An 18908-nucleotide genomic window follows, 5' to 3' on the forward strand; every position below is an offset into this window, starting at 1 on the left:
TGTGTGTTAAAAAGCCGAAGAATTTATTCTTCGGCTTTTTTATGCTTGTAAATTAGATGATATAAATTACAACAATGCTTTTAGTTTATATAACAAATCGTGCGCTTGGCGTGGCGATAAATTATCAGGGTCAATTGCGCTTAATTGTTCTTCTACTTCTGAAGGTGTACTTTGTGCAATTTCGTTATTAAAAGTAAAGGCTTGTTGCTCTGTATTTGGTGCAGTAACGCTTTGATGATTTTCAAGTAACTTAAGTTTTTGCTTTGCTTGTGCAATAACAGCTTTTGGCACACCCGCAAGAGCAGCTACCTGTAAGCCAAAGCTCTTACTTGCTGCGCCATCAAGTACTGTATGCATAAAGGCGATTGTATCGTTATGCTCTATTGCATCGAGGTGCACGTTTACAAGGCCTGTTGTTTGTTCAGCAAGTTCTGTTAACTCAAAGTAGTGCGTAGCAAACAATGTTTTAGCAGATATTTTTGACGCTAAATGATCGGCTGTTGCATACGCAAGCGAGAGCCCATCGTAGGTACTTGTACCGCGACCAATTTCATCCATTAACACTAAAGACTGCGCCGTGGCATTATTTAAAATAGTCGCTGTTTCGGTCATTTCTACCATGAAGGTTGAGCGACCTGATGCTAAATCATCGCTAGCACCAATACGTGTAAATATGCGGTCAATATTACCAATTTTAGCGCTGTCTGCAGGTACATAACTGCCAATGTGAGCCATTAGTACAATAAGTGCTGTTTGGCGCATATAGGTTGATTTACCGCCCATGTTTGGACCCGTAATAATCAACATTTTACGTTGGCTGTTTAATTCAACAGGGTTAGCAATAAACGGTTCTTTCATTACTTGTTCAACAACAGGGTGACGACCTTGTTTAATGCTTATATTGTCGTTATCGCACAGTTCTGGTTTTGCATAATTGAGTGCAAATGCACGTTCGGCCAAGTTATTTAATACGTCTAAATCGGCCAGTGCTGCTGCCATCATTTGCAACTGTTCAATATGTGGAGCGATAAATCTGAACAGCTCCTCGTATAGTTGTTTTTCAAGCGCTAAGGCTTTTGATTGGCTACCAAGTACTTTATCTTCGTGCTCTTTAAGCTCTGGAATAATGTAACGTTCGTTATTTTTGAGTGTTTGACGACGAATGTAGTCGGCTGGCACTAAGTGGGCATTGGCGCGGCTTACTTCAATAAAAAAGCCATGTACGCGGTTATAACCAATTTTAAGCGTACTAATACCCGTGCGTTCGCGTTCACGCAACTCTAGTTGATCAAGTACATCGGTTGCACCTTTACTTAAGTTACGCCACTCATCTAGTTCGCTGTTGTAACCAGGGGCAATAACGCCACCGTCACGAATAAGTACCGGTGGGTTTTCTATCACTGCACGTTCTAATAACTCTTGTAAATCAGGGAGCTCAGGCGAGTGCTTGATAATACCCGCTATACGAGGATCGTTAGCATCACCTAACAAAGTGTGTAGTGGCGCAAGTGCTTGTAATGCGCTGCGAAGGCGAGTTAAATCGCGCGGGCGAGCTGTGCATAAAGCTAGGCGTGCAATAACTCGCTCTACATCACCAATCTCTTTTAATGATTCGTGTAATTCGCCGCACAGTTGTACATCTAAAATAGCGCTAATTGCATTTAAGCGAGAATTTAGCTCGTCTTTATTACGTACAGGTGTATGAATACGGCGCTTAAGTAAACGAGAGCCCATAGGTGTTGCTGTTTTATCAAGTACCTGGGCAAGTGTATTTTCAAACCCACCTGATAAATTAACGGTAAGTTCTAAGTTTTTACGAGTAGCGGCATCTAAAATAACAGCGTGTTCGTTGTGCTCAAGTGTAATTGCACGAATATGTGGCAGTGCAATACGTTGTGTATCTTTTACGTATTGCATTAAACAACCGGCAGCAACAAGCGCGCTGTGGGCTTTATCAACACCAAAACCAACTAAATCTTTAGTACCAAACTGATCGCATAATAAGTGCTGAGCCGTATCTAAGTCGAACTCCCACTCTGGGCGGCGGCGGGCACCTTTTATATGCTCAATTAAATGAAAGTTTTCAAAGCTTTCGCTATACAGAAGTTCTGCCGGAGCTAAGCGCTGAATAGTTGAGCTAAAGGCTTCGTCGGTGTTAACCTCTACAACGTTAAAGCGACCAGAGTTAATATCAAGGTACGCGATACCGTACAGACCTTTTTTACTTTGCCAAACGCTGGTAAGGAGGTTGTCTTGTCGTTCTTGTAAAAGCGCTTCGTCAGAAATTGTACCAGGTGTAACTATACGAACAACTTTACGATCGACAGGACCTTTACTGGTTGCAGGGTCACCAACTTGCTCACAAATAGCCACTGATTCACCCATTTGAACTAAGCGTGCTAGGTAGTTTTCTACTGCATGATAAGGCACGCCCGCCATAGGGATAGGATCGCCACCGGCTTTACCGCGATGTGTTTGCGAAATATCGAGTAATTGAGCGGCGCGTTTAGCGTCATCAAAAAAGAGTTCGTAAAAATCGCCCATACGATAAAACAATAAAATATCGCGATGCTCTGATTTTATTTTTAGATACTGCTGCATCATAGGGGTTTGTTGTTTTATAGTGTGTGGTGCATAAAGATCAAACGACATGTATTTACCCAAAGGCTGAATATGGAATTACATCAAGAGATTAAAACACTTGCTGCGCAATTAGGCGCTATTTTAACGGATAAATGCTTATGGATCACTAGTGCTGAGTCATGTACTGGTGGCGGAGTGAGTTATGCCCTTACAGATACGCCCGGAAGCTCTGCTTATATTGACCGCGCATTTGTGACTTACAGCAACCAAGCAAAGCAAGATTTGCTAAATGTAAGTGCAAGCACATTAGCAAAGTACGGTGCTGTGAGCGAACAAACAGTGCGTGAAATGGCATTAGGTGCTATTAAAGCAACAAATGCAAATATATCTATAGCTGTATCGGGTATTGCAGGACCTGGCGGGGCAACAGAAGGTAAACCTGTGGGACTTGTGTGGTTTGGCATACAAATTAATGACAAAGTACTGACCTTTAAACAAGTATTCTCTGGCGATAGGGCTCAAGTTAGACTGCAAGCTATTGTATTTGCATTGAAAAGTGTAATAGATGAGATAAAATAAAAAAATTAGCTTGATACTGTGATTTCATACAGTATACTTGATTCCATTAGCTGGATTTGGAGAATAAAATGAACGATAACAAACAAAAAGCGTTGGACGCTGCACTATCACAAATTGAACGTCAATTTGGTAAAGGCTCAATTATGAAATTGGGTGATAACAAAGCGTTAAACATTGAATCTGTATCTACAGGCTCATTAGGTATTGATATTGCTTTAGGCATAGGTGGTTTACCTATGGGACGTATTGTTGAAGTATACGGACCTGAGTCATCTGGTAAAACAACGCTTACTTTACAAGTTATCGCAGAGGCACAAAAAGAAGGCAAAACATGTGCCTTTATTGATGCAGAGCATGCTCTAGATCCAGTATATGCCCAGAAATTGGGTGTAAATATAGATGAATTATTTGTATCTCAACCAGATACTGGTGAGCAAGCACTAGAAATTTGTGACATGTTAGTACGCTCAAGCGCGGTAGACGTTGTTGTAATTGACTCGGTTGCTGCACTAACACCAAAAGCTGAAATTGAAGGCGACATGGGCGACTCGCACATGGGCTTACAAGCACGTTTAATGTCGCAAGCATTACGTAAGCTTACTGGTAACATTAAACGCTCTAACACGTTATGTATTTTCATTAACCAAATCCGTATGAAAATTGGTGTTATGTTTGGTAACCCAGAAACAACAACGGGTGGTAATGCACTTAAGTTTTACGCATCGGTACGTATTGATATTCGTCGTATTGGTTCTGTTAAAGAAGGCGATGAAGTTGTTGGTAACGAAACTCGCGTTAAAATTGTTAAAAACAAAGTAGCGCCGCCGTTTAAACAAGCTGAATTTATCATCATGTATGGTGAAGGTATTTCTAAGCAAGGCGAGCTAATTGACCTAGGCGTTAAGCATAAAATTGTTGAAAAAGCTGGTGCTTGGTATAGCTACTGTGGCAACAAGGTTGGCCAAGGTAAATCTAACTCAATTAAGTTTTTGAAAGAAAACCCAGAAATTGCAGATGAGATTGAAGGCAAGTTACGCGAAATGCTTTTATTAAAAGCAACTATTGAACCAGATGATGGTGAAGATAAGTTGGGCGATGACGCTGATCTTTAACAGCCTCAAATGAGTTTTTAAGCTTGATTTGACCCGAGCTTTAAAAAGCGTTAATCAGTAATGATTAGCGTTTTTTTGTTATTAAAAACTTAAAGCGGATAAAAATAAAAACGACACATTAAAAATGTGTCGTTTTTTAATTTAACCTATAAAAATCTACGGTTACATCGCGCATGAGTAGGCACTGTATTAGTAATTACTATACTAAATGAAGAGCAGAGCGATCATACGCTATACGTTTTAATCAGATAAAAGCATTCTTTAGGGCGTGTTGATCTTTGTGGATTAAAATTTGTTCAATCTAGGGGCGGTTAAATCGCGGCGTGAGATTTGTAACCTAGTGGACTAAGTAAAAATCGAGCAACAAAGAGTTAATCGTCCCTAGAAAGAACCCAAAGGGCAGCGCATGTTTGGTATTTATGCTGCGTTATTGCCTATTTATGGGGAATAACCACACTATATAGGCTCTGCCTTGCCTAAAAACCAAACATGCTGCTGCAAATTCAACCACCAAAGATAAGCACGCCCTAATAGTTAAAGAATGCGACCTAATTAAAATAGAACTTTAAAAGCGATAAGTTAAGCTAACTTTTCCGCTAATAGGAGAGCCATAAAAACCGACATTAGCTAAGCTAGTAATATGTTTTTCATCTGTGATGTTATCAATGTTAGCTTGAATTGATAAGTCTTCGCTAGCATCCCATCGAGCAAATGCGTTCATAAGTAAATAAGAATCCTGCTTAACATTGCTGGCTATATTTTCTGTTTTTGATTGCCATTTACCGGCTAAACCAAACTGAAACTCAGGTAGTTGAGGCAGCGTATAATCTAATGAAAAATTAACAACATTTTCAGGTTCCCATTCATGAGAACTGTCGCCTGCGTCATCATTTATATCTAAGTATGTATATGCAAATACAGCATTTAGATCATCAGTTATGTGTCCGGTTAATTCTAATTCAAAGCCTTGGGTATCTTGATCAGCTCCTTTATAGTAAGTAAATCCAGATGCGTTTAGCCCTGCATAAGTTGCAATATTATCTTGTTTTGCACTAAATACGGCAAAGGTTGCAAGTAGTTGATCATCAAACCATTGAGTTTTCACTCCAACTTCGTAATTAACACCTTTACTTGGATCTAAAAAGTTACCATCGTAATCGTACTGCTCTTGTGGCTGATAAATATCGGAATAGCTTACATATACATTAACATCATCATTAATTGCATACGTTGTTGCAAGGTAAGGGCTTACCTCACTTTCATCATTATCTATATCAACGCCTTGGCTAAAGCCTGTGCGCTCATAATCGATAGCGTTAAAGCCCGCAATAACAAATAAGTCACTTGTTAGGTTTAATTTAGTAGAACCAAAAAAACGCTTTAAAGTAACATCAATATCAGCATACTTAGTTCGTTCACCCCAAATAGGTTCAGCAATCGCATCTAATGCGTATGGAAAAGCAGGCGCTAAACCATAAGCTTCAGTTGTTGCTGCATCGTAAGAGTTAGTAAAAGAGTAAGATGTACTTTGTGAAATACTACCACCAAGCATTAACTCATGCTCTTGACCAAACAAGCTGTACTCACCTTTAGCTGTTATATCAAATAAATCAGCTGAGAATTCTGTATCATATCGTCCAGGAATACTGACTAAACCTAAATTAGTTTCACTATCAAACATTCCATAAGCGTCATAAAGGTAAAGTAATTTACTTTGATCTTCTGAGTCTTGGTAATTATAAGTTGTTTTAATTTCCCAGTTATTATCGAATACATAAGTATATTCAATAAAAGCTGTGGTATTAAGAGTATCCCATTTAGTCCACTCTTGGGTTGTACTTGTACTTACATCCCACTGCGCTTGTGTGCCATCGGCATATGAAAGTGGTAATCCTCCCCACATGGTTCCATCTGTATTCGCATCTTGATGTGAAGCACCAAATGAAAGTGTTGAATTACCAGTAAGTTGTCCATCAACTACAGCAGAGAAGTAAGTACGATCGTTTTCTAAACCATCAAGGTATGAATCAGAGCTTTCTGCAGCCCCAACAACACGTGCAGCCCAGCTACCAGAATCTGTTAATAAAAATGAATAATCAGCTTGTAAGCGCTTTAAACCATAAGTACCTACAGAAATACCTACTTCACCTTCATTCTCATTTGTTGGGCGTTTTCGAACATAATTAATAGTACCAGCTGCATTACCAACGCCTGTTAATTGCCCATTAGCACCACGAATAACTTCTATTTTTTCATAACCGTAACTTTCCATAGCACCAGTAACAAGGCCCCAGTTATTAGGTAGACCAACACCATCAACTTGAGTGCTTTTAATATCAAAACCACGAGACGTGTATCGTGTGCGGTTAGTTTCACCTTGTTCTACAGTAATACCCGTAGCCATTTTCAATGCGTCATTAATACTATTTGCTGCAAAGTTTTGAAGTTGCTCTGCGCCAATTACACTAATAGATTGTGGTGTTTCGTTAAGCTCCATAGTTAAACCGGTAGCACCTTGGCTAACTCGATCTTGGCGTACACCTACTATTAATATTTCTTCCATTTGTTCATTGTTATTTTCAACTGTATTCTTAGTTGGTGTTTCTTGCGCTTGAGCTGAAAAACCCATAGCTAAAACTAATGAAGAAAGTGCAAAAGTGCGATTGAGTTTCATGTTTTCCCTTAATTAATATTTAATATTATTTGAGTTTATTTAAATAATTGGGACATTCTACTATTTAGAATTAACAAACTCAAACAAAAACTATTATCATTTGTAAACGCGTTTACGCTGTTTTAGGGAAAATTACTTAGTCTGTAAATAATATTATGATTAGGATAAGCGATATGACTTATAAAAATATGGTTGTTTTTTTTAACTTAAATTGAATTATAAAAAAAGCGGCCTAGGCCGCTTATTTAAAGTAGTTAGCTTTTTAGTTATTAAAAAGAGTATTTAACAGAGAATTGTAAACGATCTAAATCGCCATCTACGCCACTTTCAGTTTCACGCTCAGCATGTTTTAGCTCAGCTCCAAATGTTAGGCGTTTAACAGGGGAATATAAAATGTTAGCGCTATAGCTTTGGCTTGATTCAGTCGGATCACCAGAAATAGCTAATAAATCAGTGTTGTTATCAGCAGAGAAGAAAGAGTATAAGAATGTTGAACGCCATTGGCTTGTCCACTTGTGCTGGTAAGCAACAAAACCAGAAGTCGAATCAATGGCATCTAGTTCATCGCCATTAAGTACTGCGCCGTGAGCAACGTTTAAGCCTACGTAACGGCCTAAGCCTTTACCTTGAGTAAGCATAAATTTAAGGTTGTCTTCACCAAGGTTTATTTTACCCGACGCACTAATACCAAAAGATGTTTCATCTGCATCAACACTGCCTACCTTATAGGTAAGTTGGCGAGCAAGTGCTGCAACAACAATGTTACCCCAATCAGCTTTGTGTGTGTAACGAGCTGTAAAGTCAGGCAATGATGCATCATCAGTCACTACCATACCGCTAGTAGTAGAAATTGTACTTTCTGGGTTCTCTAATGAGAAAGACCATGCGCCAGTGGTATATTTAATTTGCGATTGTCGAACAAATATAGTGCCTTCAGCTGGGCCTACAAAATCAAGCGTTTCAGCAAGGGCACCCACGTTTTGAAAGTTAGACCATGTTTGACCAAATAACCAACCGTCGTATGTCACAAACGCATGGCGAATACGTGGAGCATAAGAGTTTGATACACGTTCATTGCCGCCAGCAGCTGAGGCTAAAAAATCAATCTCAATTTTAGTGTTAACGGTCTTACCGTTATCCATAACAGTGGCTGTGCCAAAGTTAAAGCGTGACTCGCGAGCATGCATATCAAACACAGCATCTGAGCTGTTATCGTCGCCAACTGTTAGCGTACTTGGTACGTAAAAGTCACGACCTACGTTTGAACCTGCAGGCGCACCCGCTGAATAATCACTCCACATAGAGTCGAGTTTAATGTATCCACCGTAAGTAAATTCGGTATCACCAATTTTTGCAGCAGTTGCCGCGTATGCAGTACTTGATAGTGCACATAGTACAGCGCTTGCTGCCAATGTTTTTAATGGGGTAAATTTCATTGTGGTGTCCTTTATAGGCTACTTGTTATTTATTACTTTTTTTTCATAGATATTTGTATTACTTGCTACGAGTATTACTTACGAATAAAAAGGGTTGTTAATTTGGCTTTCATTCACTTTCTATTTTCATTCGTTAAATAAAGCATTTTAGTAAGTACAACAAAATATCTTTATTTAGAGTACGAGAACACTGTTGAATATGTGCAATATTTACTCAATTACCTATTGGTCTATAAGACTAAGGTTTGAGAACAGATTAGTTTGTATTTACTTACATTTAACGCGTTGTATTATTTATGTAAAAAAATTGAAAGCAGAAGGATTATAAACTACAAATGAGGAAATTGAAGGGGTGTACAACTAAGGTCTAATACTTAATGTAGCACTGCTGAGTAATCCTTGATAAAAGCTTAAGGCAAGTAATTTAAATGGAGACTAAGATGTCACAAAGTATCTATCCAGTTCCTGCGCATATTAAAGATGCGACTCTTGTAGATAAAAATAAATATAATACGCTTTACAAGCAATCTATTGATGACCCAGAAAGTTTTTGGCGTGAGCATGGCAAACGTCTTGATTGGTCTACCCCTTATACAAAAGTTAAAAACACATCATTCGACAAAGGCCATATAAATATTAAATGGTATGAGGATGGCTACCTTAATGCTTCGTACAATTGTATCGATCGTCACTTAAAAACCAAAGCAGACAAAACTGCGCTTATTTGGGAAGGTGACAGCCCATCTCAAAGTGAGAATATTACTTATCAACAATTGCATGATGAAGTAGCCAAGTTTGCCAATGGTTTAAAAAAGCTAGGTGTTCAAAAAGGTGATCGTGTAGCGATTTATATGCCTATGACCCCACAAGCGGTTTATGCAATGCAAGCTTGTGCACGTATTGGTGCTATTCATTCGGTTGTATTTGGTGGCTTTTCACCTTCTGCGATTGCAGATCGTATTCGAGATTCGGGTGCCAAAATAGTTATTACTTCGGATGAAGGGCGCAGAGCAGGTAATTGTGTTCCATTAAAAGCAAATGTAGATGAAGCGGTAGCGCAAGAAACTGTAACCTCAATTGAGCATGTTATTGTGCACCAATTAACCGGCGGTGAAGTTGATTGGAATGAGCACGATATATGGTGGCATGACCTAGTTGCTGATTTACCAGCAAAGTGTGAACCAGAGCCAATGAACGCTGAAGATCCATTGTTTATTCTATATACGTCAGGTTCAACAGGTCAGCCGAAGGGGGTTGTGCATACGACTGGCGGCTACTTAGTTTACTCATCAATGACACATGAATACGTATTTGATTTAAAAGAAGACGATGTGTATTGGTGTAGTGCCGATGTAGGTTGGATCACAGGCCACAGTTACATTGCATACGGGCCATTAGTAAACGGTTGTACACAAGTATTATTTGAAGGTGTACCAACTTATCCAACTGCAGGACGTATGGGCGAAATTGTTGATAAACACGGTGTAACTATTTTATATACTGCGCCTACAGCAATTCGTGCGCTAATGGCGAAAGGTGATGAGCCAACTGCTTCGTCAAATCGCGATAGTTTACGTATTTTAGGCTCGGTGGGTGAGCCAATTAATCCAGAAGCATGGACGTGGTATTACGAGAGTATTGGTAAATCTAATTGTCCGATTGTTGATACGTGGTGGCAAACAGAAACCGGTGGCATAATGATTACGCCTTTACCGGGTGCAACTGATACAAAGCCTGGCTCTGCAACCCATCCATTTTTTGGTATTGCGCCAGCATTATTTGATGCTGAAGGTAATACACTCGAAGGTGCCGTAGATGGTAATTTAGTTATTTTAGATAGTTGGCCATCGCAAGCGCGAACTGTTTACAACGACCATGAACGTTTTGAACAAACTTATTTTAGCGCCTACCCAGGTGTTTACTTTACTGGTGATGGGTGTCGTCGTGATGAAGACGGTTATTACTGGATCACAGGACGTGTGGACGATGTACTTAACGTATCAGGCCATCGCTTAGGTACTGCGGAGATTGAAAGTGCTCTTGTATCACATCCAGCAGTAGCAGAAGCCGCTGTTGTAGGTTACCCGCATGACATTAAAGGCCAAGGTATTTATGTTTATATTACGCCAAACGAAGGTGTAACAGTAAGCGATGAATTAACTAAAGAGGTACGTAACTGGGTTCGTAAAGAGCTTAGCCCAATAGCATCACCAGATATGATTCAATGGTCTCCAGGTTTACCTAAAACGCGCTCAGGCAAGATTATGCGTCGTATTTTACGTAAAATCGCTGCAAATGAGCACCAACAACTCGGTGATACGTCAACGCTTGCAGATCCATCTGTAGTCGATGAACTAATCGAGAACAGATTAAATCGTTAAATGTGCGTTAAAAACTTGATTACAAGTTGATTCTAAACGTAGTATATCGGCTGTCAGTAATGGTTTTATACCTAACTGGCAGCCGAATTTATTAGGAGTGAACCATGAGTCAGTTTTTAATAGCGGACGACCATCCGTTATTTCGTGAAGCACTAAAGGGCGCATTGAGCGCAAAATTTGAAGGTTTAGAGGTTTTTGAATCATCCGATTTTGACAGCACACTGCAAGTGTTAAGCGAGCAAGAGGATCTTGATATATTACTGCTAGACCTTCACATGCCAGGTAATGGTGATTTATATGGTCTTATTCGTATTAGAGAAGAATACCCAAGCTTACCTATTGCCGTTGTTTCGGGTAGTGAAGACGCTAATATAGTTTCTAAAGTAATGGGTTACGGCGCTATGGGTTTTATTCCTAAATCGTCATCGTCTGATGATATTGCCAGTGCAATTAACCAAATACTTGAAGGCGATACATGGCTACCAAAAGAGCTAAAAAACAAAGTAGCTGAAATTGAAGGTGAAGACCGAGAAATAGCAGCGCAAGTTGCCTCATTAACACCTCAACAATACCGAGTGCTGCAATATCTGCACGAAGGTTTACTTAATAAGCAAATTGCTTATGAACTGCACATATCAGAAGCAACAGTAAAAGCACACATTACAGCCATATTTAGAAAACTCGGCGTGTACAATCGTACCCAAGCAGTTTTAATTGCCGCGAAATTAAAACTCGAGCCAATAGAGCAGGCATAATTTACATTTAAAAAGTCACTTGCTTATTTATGAGCAAAAAAATGCCAGCAACAATGCTGGCATATTTTTATGTGTAGAATAGTTAATCAGAATTCAGGTTAATAACAAAATGCATACCTTGTTATCAACACTGTTTTATTACCTCAAAATAAACTACTTAATTAAGCGAATTGGTACAATGCTAAGAAAACACTACAGTTTTATTACCATTAATAAATAGCTTATGCTCTGATGCAAGTTGGAGTGCTTTACAAAACACTGTTTTCTCTACATCTTTACCCATTTTAGCCATCATTTCGGCGGTATTAGCATGTGTAACGCTTGTTACATCCTGCAAAATAATAGGGCCTTCATCAAGCTCATTATTCACAAAGTGAGCGGTAGCACCAATGATTTTTACGCCGCGCTCAAATGCTTGATGATAAGGTTTAGCACCTATAAATGCGGGTAAAAATGAATGATGAATATTAATTATTTTGCCTTCAAAGCGACCCACAAATTCAGGGCTTAAAATACGCATGTATTTGGCAAGACCAATAATATTAGGGTTGTAGCTGGCAATTAAATCACCTACTTTTTGATCGTGCTCGCTACGAGTTAGTCCTTCGTGCGATACAACATGAAAGGGCACATCAAACCCTTTTGCTAAAGGCTCTAAATCAGCGTAGTTAGCAATAACGGCTAATACTTCAATATTAAGAGTTTGTTCAAATTGCTTTAGCAACATACCACCTAAACAATGGGCTTCTTTAGTTGCAAGTAAAACTACTTTAGTTTTTGCACCGCAATGTAGGGCAAGTTTAGCGCCTTGTGGCAACAGTGCGCGTAGTTGATCTAAAAAGTCGCTTTGTGGCTCGCCTGTAAGCTCTGTACGCATAAAAAATCGCTGCGCGTCTTTATCTACAAATTCGTTGTTACGCGTAATGTTTAAATTATTTTTATGGCAAAGCCCTGTAATTTTAGCTATTAAGCCTACGTCATCAGCACATTGGGTGGTTAGTATATAGCTCATTGTCCTCATTCTTACCCTGTAATTAATCCTTTCATTATTTGTGTTTTGGCACATAAAGCAAGGGCTTTGTGAACTAATCCAATATTAATCATGTTGTTGAGTGCAAAAGAGGTAATAAAGTTAAAAAGTATTGAATAGAGGTTAAAAAAAATGCCACCTAATTTACAAGGTGGCATTAATACTAATAACCCAGAGTTTAAGTTAATTAACCCTTTGGCTCGGGAGATAAGTTTTCTTCTTGTCTTAAATACCCTGCAGCTTCTTCGTCATCTTTAGCTATCGCTTGCTGAGTAGGTATAGCACGCGTTTGCTGATTTAATTGATGTATTTGTGACGCATTACCTAAATCACGCTCACTGGTGATTGAGGCGATAGATTCACGGTCTTTCAAGAACGCGATAACGTCTTTTTTGATTGCTTGCAATTGTCCTTCGTCTTTATGCATTTCCATAATATGGCGAGGATGTTCAAGATTTTTCATACCTGTTGCTGCAAACGTAGTAGAAATAACACGAGAAACAATAATCCAAGGCGTTATGCTACTGCGTACTAAAGTATTTTCTGAGCGAGTACTATCGTGAATACCAGTACCTGTTGATATTTTAGACTCAGTAAATGTGCCTTCGCATTTAAAGTACACTAGTAGTGATTCAAACTGCATTTCAGCAAAAAATAGATGAGCTGTATTTGTAAGCAATTGCGCAAATGCTTTAATAAGTATACCTATTAGCAATAAGTGAAAGCTTGTCATTAATAGCTCACTAAATTGAATAACATGTTGGTTATTAAATACTTGTTTAAAGCTACTAATATTTGCAGCGTCAACGTAATGATAAATATTAATAAACGAATACGCTAAAAACACAGTAAACGCTAAGGCTATAATATAAAGCAAGTTACCACTTACTAAAGCAAGTAACCTTGCTAGCGTAAAGTTTTTACCTAAGTCTATTGAGTGCAGTTTAGGTTGAATCTCTTGGATCATTTCACCTTTAAAACCGCCTTTACCTTCAATTTGTTCTTGAAGCTTAGGATCTAATTCGCGATAAACTCTGTTAGGTACTTCTTTATAACGACGGTTAGCCATTACTAGGTTGTCTAGGTTTATAAAAATTTCGTCTGGATGAACAGACTCTTGCCAGTTTTCACGTAGTTCTGATACTTCAGCCGAAGGTGTAACTGCATTTAAACGCGCTTTAATCATAATAAAAGCAATTGCGCAGCTCAGAGTGGCTAATACAATAATCGCAATTAAGTACATGCCAGCATGAAGACTAGGTAGTTGCTCAATCCAGCCATCTATTTCTTGTTTGCTAATGTGTTGTTCTTTCATCAACCATGACATAGAAAGACCAATAGCGATGGGTAAAATAAAAGATAACGAAATAATTTTAGCAAGTGCACCAGTACCAAGTGCTTCAATATTCTTTTCTGCATTTCGAGAGATAGGTTTACCTGTAGAGCGCCAAGAAAAAAGCACGTAAAACATTAATATTGCACTATAGACCGGAAATGCTAATTCCCCAGCTTCACCGGTAAAGCCCGACAAAGATACGAATGCAACAAGGCCATAAGCAATAAGGGCGACAAAGGTGCTTACCCATGAGCCAAATAATCGCTGGGCAACATTTCGAATAGGATATGGTAGAAACAATAACTTAGGGATTAAGCTGTGAAGTAAGCGTGATAAAAAACCATTAGGCTCTTTAAATGTACTGTTTTTACGACCAACCAGCATTTCTTCAAGTGATTGCGCTGTGTAGGCTACTTCTTTTTGTTCTTCTTGAGCGGTTGATGCTTGCGATTTACTGTAGTTATAAGCAAGTGAAGTTGGGTGGTTTCTACCTACAAAGTATTTAAGTGTTGCGTAAATACCTGCCGATAGTGAGCGAATGCCGAATGCTAAAATAAGCATGCCAAACACCATTAAAATCCAACCCGCGGTTGTATCTTCTTTCACAGAGCCCGCAGCAATAACAAGTAAACTAATACCTGCTATAGACTCAATGAGTCCTCTTAATGCTGTTACTTTACCTTCCAGTTTGAAGGGGTTTTTTAGTCCAAGATCAATCGATCCATAATCAAAAGCCATTGAATTCTCCATTTAAACAGCACCCCAATTGCGGGGACAAAGTGTAATTAATCTGAACTTAGGATAATAAATCTATCTCAAGTAGCTTTTTTTAGCGCTAAGTGCATTGAGTTTAATCGTAATAGACTTGTTGCTGGCGCGTAAGTTCGACCTGCTTTTACGAAAACCTAAATAGAATTATTAATATATATTAAGTATTTATAATTGTTGTTGGTTTTTTATTATATATCAATAATCTTGTTCAGTTTAAGGTTATTTTAAAGTGATACATTTTATATTCCGACGCATGCTTAAATATAACTGGAGGGTTAATGAAGCTAATTTATGTAGACGATAATTTACCAGGGATCACTCGTAAACTTAAACATAAAAGTTGGCTTTACTTTGATCCAATCGGTAAGCAAATAAAAGAGCAAAATGTGATTGATCGTTTGAATGGATTGGCATTTCCGCCTGCCTATAAAAACGCCTGGTTTTGCCCAGAAGAAAACGGACATATTTTAGCGACAGGATTTGATAGTAAGGGGCGAAAGCAATACCGCTACCATCCTGAATTTAGGGCGCAACAAGAAGCAAAAAAATATCAAGCATGTGGAGTATTTGGTAATAAACTCCCTTTGTTAAGAGCGCGTTTAGAAACAGACTTACAAGGCGATGAGCTTAATATTGAACGCACTTTAGCTGCAGTTGTAAGACTTATGGATTTAGGTGCGTTGAGGGTAGGTAACGAGCGTAACGTAAAGCAAAATAAAAGTTTTGGTGCGACAACATTACGAACACGCCATGCAAAACTCACGGGCAAAAATATTCAGCTAAAATATCGTGCCAAATCAGGTAAAGAACGTGAAGTAAATATAACCGACAGGGTGCTTAGCCATGTTATAAAAGACTTACAAGATTTACCCGGGCAGCATTTATTTCAGTATATAAATGAAGGTGAGCGCACAAATGTTACATCAAGCGAAATAAACCAATACATTCAGCAAATAATGGGCGAGGAGTTTAGTGCAAAACACTTTAGAACTTGGCGAGCAAGCGTTATTGCATTCAAACAATTAGCTAAAGCTAAAGGGGCGCTTACTTTAAAAAGCATGCTTGATAGCGTATCTGAGCAACTTGGTAATACTCCAGCTATAGCACGCAAATCTTATGTGCATCCCGATTTAATTACGCTGTGTAAAGAAGATGAAGATACTCAAACTGCGTGGAGAGAGTCCCTTTCATTACCACGAAAAACAAAGTACTTGAGTCGTTATGAACGTGGTTTTTTAGCTTTTTTAAAAGATTAATTGCCATAGCAACTTTACACACTTGAGCATATTAATTACATATTCTTTAATTTAATTTATTAACGTTTAGAATAAGGGTTTTTAAAAAGTCATTAAATTTCAATTGTTTATTTTGAAACTTTAATTTGGCATTACCGTTGCACCTCCAGTGTACTACTTAGTGGTAAGTACAAAAGCATTTATCAACGATATTTAGCGAGGAGGTACATAGTGAAGGAGTCATTTTCAAATCAAGCGCTTACTAAAGCAAAGGGCTTTACTTTAAAAACTGCATTATTTATTGGCATGAGCGGCTTATGCTCAGCACCAACACTCGCTGCCGATGAGCTTGAAAGTGTGGTACTCGCTAACTCTTCACTAACTACTTACAACTCACAAAAGTACATGCAAGCTGATGACACCTACTACTTTGACCAATATTCAGCGCAGTTAATTGAACGTACAGAAAAAGCTATTAATTGGTATCAAGAAATAGTTAACAAAGGTGGTTTTACACACTTATATCACGACGAATTGCTTGAACTGGGCAGTAATAAAGAGGTGAGCTTACTTGCACAGCGCTTATATCAAGAGCGTGACTTAAAAACTAATGTGTGCGACGAAGCTATATGCACGTTTGATAAAGATTTAGAGCAAGCTGTTAAGCAATTTCAAAGCCGCCATGGTTTAAAAGTTGATGGCCGAGTGGGTAAGCGTACTTTTGCATCGCTTAATGTGCCCGCACAGCAAAAACTCGATAAATTAAAACTTAACTTTTATAGAATAACTAACTTTGCAGGCGCAAGTGATGAGCAATATGTGTATGTAAATATTCCAGAATACAGCTTACGATTTGTAAAAGCTGGCGATGTAAAATTAAAAAATAACGTAATTGTAGGTAAACCAAGTTGGGAAACACCTGCATTTAGCGACGAAATAGAAAAGTTTGTAGTTAATCCTGAATGGCGTATACCCACATCAATTGCCACCAAAGAAATTGCTCCAAAGGTAGCCGAGGATCCTGACTACCTTGTAAAAAATAACATTGAAATTAGAAAAAACAGCTACCTAGACTCACAAACTGTTAATCCAAGCAATATTGATTGGGATTCTATTAAGCCGTACCAATTTGATCACTTTTTAGTAAAACGTGCTGGTGAAGAAAACCCTCTAGGGGAAGTTAAGTATTTATTTCCCAATGCCGAAGCAATTTATGTTCACGATACACCAGCAAAGCACCGTTTTAGCCAAGCAAACCGAGCCTTATCGCATGGCTGTATAAGAATAGAAAAGCCTTTTTCGTTAGCGCGTGAAATTATTAAGCACGAAGGAGAAGCACAGACACTCAATAATATGGACAGCGCACTTGTTCAAAACAGTACTCAGACGTTTTATTTAGATGAGCCTCTTCCTATTCATTTAGTTTATTGGACTGCATGGGTTGACGAAAATAAGCTGGTTAACTTTAGAGATGACATATATCAACGCGATAAAAAAGCACTATTAAAAAATGATGAACAGTCGGTGATTGCCGCTTTGTTAAAAAATAAATAATGAGAGGGTTTATGCAATTTATTCATTACATTTCTATCGCCATATTCACAATTATATTTGGCAATAGTGTATTTGCTGCAGCGCTTACAAAGCCTGCACATCAGGTAGTTGATATAAAAAACAAAGCCAACTTTGAAGATGCAGAATTTAGCCTAAAAATTAACGATATAGTTATGCCATATTCGGTGTTTTCAGTATTTGTAATGCCCAAAGAGCAAGTTGAGTTTGAAGTGCTTTTTGCGCAATCAAAAAATGCTTACACGCTAATTAACACTCAAGGAAAATCTAAGCTTACAGACACCAACCGCTGGCAATGGCAAGCACCCAAAGAGCCTGGTTTAACAACGGTAATTATTGAGTCGCCCGATAAAAAACAGCGTATGAAAATCAACGTATTTGTAAAAGTACCGGCAGACAATGTCGAAGGAGGAAAGCTCAAGTATTACCACATTGGGCACTATCCTAAACCTTCACAGATTAAAGACACTTTACACTACATAGTGCCCGATGGCTTTGTTAAGGTGACGCCTGAAAATGAAAACGTAAAAATATCACCTCACTTTTCACTAAAGGAATTTGTTAGTAAGCAGCGAAGTAAGCACCCAAAGTATTTATTTTTACAAAATAAGTTGCTACTTAAACTAGAGAAAATACGAAAAGAACTGATTTTAGAAGGTATACCGGTTAGTAATATGGTGGTTATGAGCGGTTATAGAACTCCGTACTACAACAAATCAATTGGTAATGTAAAACTTAGCCGACATGTATTTGGTGATGCTGCCGATATTTTTATAGATAACGATGGCAACTACCGTATGGATGATTTAAATAATGACGGTAAGCATTCAATTGGTGACGCTAAAGCTATGGCCGATATAGTGGAGTCGTTAGCTAGACGTGAATCATTTAAAGGTTTACTAGGTGGTTTAGGTATTTATGGACCTAAGTCGCACCGAGGCGCATTTATACATGTTGATACGCGTGGTTTTAAAGCGCGTTGGGTGAGTAAATAGTTATATTAATAAATATATTAGCGCAATTATCACCTAGCATATTTAAAAAGTGCTGGTAAAACTCATATTACCAACACTTTTTGAGACAAGCTTATCAAAAGCTAATAGCATTAAGATAACAACGCCCATGTCATTAAGATGCTAAATGTGTACGATTCGCTAAAGTTAATTTGGCGGACATTAAAAATATCTGAAAATAAACGATTCCAAATTTCGTTAAATAACTTTGATAAAACTAACGCACTAGCGATCCATGTCGCTAAAAGTAACGTCGTTTTTACAATCAAAGAGTCAATATACATATCTATAAGGGCATTTGATTCGTGTGTACTTCCTACTTCATAATTAGTTAATGCAAAGACAAAGCTTATAGCCCATAAGGCTATTGTGGCTAAGATATTAAAACGTGTTGTAATTCCTTTTTCCATTTAAATACTTCCTTTTCAATA

The 18908-nt window shown here is 38.3% G+C and carries 13 protein-coding genes; 7 read left to right on the top strand and 6 right to left on the bottom strand.

Annotated features, from left to right (window positions below):
• Window positions 1-66: 66 nt before the first annotated feature.
• Entirely contained in the window at window positions 67-2652 is a 2586-nt protein-coding gene (gene mutS / locus I6E85_RS13670) for a DNA mismatch repair protein MutS (protein ID WP_197237024.1), read from the bottom strand.
• A 21-nt stretch (window positions 2653-2673) separates the two neighbouring features.
• Here mutS and I6E85_RS13675 point away from each other — a divergent pair, with 21 nt between their 5' ends.
• Complete coding sequence (locus I6E85_RS13675; RefSeq protein ID WP_024591485.1) at window positions 2674-3162, top strand: CinA family protein; 489 nt, start codon at window positions 2674-2676, stop codon at window positions 3160-3162.
• Window positions 3163-3230: 68 nt separating this feature from the next.
• A complete protein-coding gene (gene recA, locus I6E85_RS13680) occupies window positions 3231-4274 on the top strand; it encodes a recombinase RecA (RefSeq protein WP_024591486.1) in 1044 nt (347 codons plus the stop codon).
• Between the two features lie 565 nt (window positions 4275-4839).
• Here recA and I6E85_RS13685 read toward each other — a convergent pair.
• Window positions 4840-6948, bottom strand: coding sequence for a TonB-dependent siderophore receptor (locus I6E85_RS13685; RefSeq protein ID WP_101164193.1), 2109 nt, complete (start codon window positions 6946-6948; stop codon window positions 4840-4842).
• A gap of 269 nt (window positions 6949-7217) precedes the next feature.
• Window positions 7218-8384 (bottom strand): DcaP family trimeric outer membrane transporter, encoded by a 1167-nt coding sequence (locus tag I6E85_RS13690; RefSeq protein ID WP_010554447.1) that lies wholly within the window; start codon window positions 8382-8384, stop codon window positions 7218-7220.
• A gap of 440 nt (window positions 8385-8824) precedes the next feature.
• Between I6E85_RS13690 and acs the strand changes: the two genes are divergently transcribed.
• Both acs and I6E85_RS13700 read left to right on the top strand, forming a co-directional pair.
• On the top strand, window positions 8825-10765 hold the full coding sequence (acs, locus tag I6E85_RS13695) for an acetate--CoA ligase (RefSeq protein ID WP_197237025.1): 1941 nt from the start codon (window positions 8825-8827) through the stop codon (window positions 10763-10765).
• Between the two features lie 104 nt (window positions 10766-10869).
• The gene (locus I6E85_RS13700) at window positions 10870-11520 is read left to right on the top strand and encodes a response regulator transcription factor (RefSeq protein ID WP_007584799.1); all 651 of its coding nucleotides are present in this window, start codon (window positions 10870-10872) and stop codon (window positions 11518-11520) included.
• Between the two features lie 181 nt (window positions 11521-11701).
• On the opposite strand, the gene purU is transcribed toward I6E85_RS13700, so the two are convergent.
• Both purU and I6E85_RS13710 read right to left on the bottom strand, forming a co-directional pair.
• Window positions 11702-12532, bottom strand: a complete 831-nt coding sequence (purU, locus tag I6E85_RS13705; protein ID WP_197101406.1) for a formyltetrahydrofolate deformylase — start codon at window positions 12530-12532, stop codon at window positions 11702-11704.
• A gap of 205 nt (window positions 12533-12737) precedes the next feature.
• Window positions 12738-14624: a hypothetical protein gene (locus I6E85_RS13710; RefSeq protein WP_024591489.1), complete on the bottom strand. Its 1887-nt coding sequence runs from the start codon at window positions 14622-14624 to the stop codon at window positions 12738-12740.
• A 311-nt stretch (window positions 14625-14935) separates the two neighbouring features.
• Here I6E85_RS13710 and I6E85_RS13715 point away from each other — a divergent pair, with 311 nt between their 5' ends.
• From I6E85_RS13715 to I6E85_RS13725, 3 genes are all read left to right on the top strand, one after another.
• Window positions 14936-15913 (top strand): DNA topoisomerase IB, encoded by a 978-nt coding sequence (locus I6E85_RS13715; protein WP_024591490.1) that lies wholly within the window; start codon window positions 14936-14938, stop codon window positions 15911-15913.
• 210 nt (window positions 15914-16123) lie between these two features.
• Window positions 16124-17446: a murein L,D-transpeptidase gene (locus I6E85_RS13720; RefSeq protein WP_024591491.1), complete on the top strand. Its 1323-nt coding sequence runs from the start codon at window positions 16124-16126 to the stop codon at window positions 17444-17446.
• Between the two features lie 11 nt (window positions 17447-17457).
• Window positions 17458-18459: a D-Ala-D-Ala carboxypeptidase family metallohydrolase gene (locus I6E85_RS13725; RefSeq protein WP_024591492.1), complete on the top strand. Its 1002-nt coding sequence runs from the start codon at window positions 17458-17460 to the stop codon at window positions 18457-18459.
• 110 nt (window positions 18460-18569) lie between these two features.
• Here I6E85_RS13725 and I6E85_RS13730 read toward each other — a convergent pair whose 3' ends face one another.
• On the bottom strand, window positions 18570-18887 hold the full coding sequence (locus I6E85_RS13730; protein WP_024591493.1) for a hypothetical protein: 318 nt from the start codon (window positions 18885-18887) through the stop codon (window positions 18570-18572).
• Window positions 18888-18908: the final 21 nt, after the last annotated feature.

It is taken from the genome of Pseudoalteromonas sp. NZS71, from assembly GCF_015864715.1.
Classification (GTDB): domain Bacteria; phylum Pseudomonadota; class Gammaproteobacteria; order Enterobacterales; family Alteromonadaceae; genus Pseudoalteromonas; species Pseudoalteromonas arctica.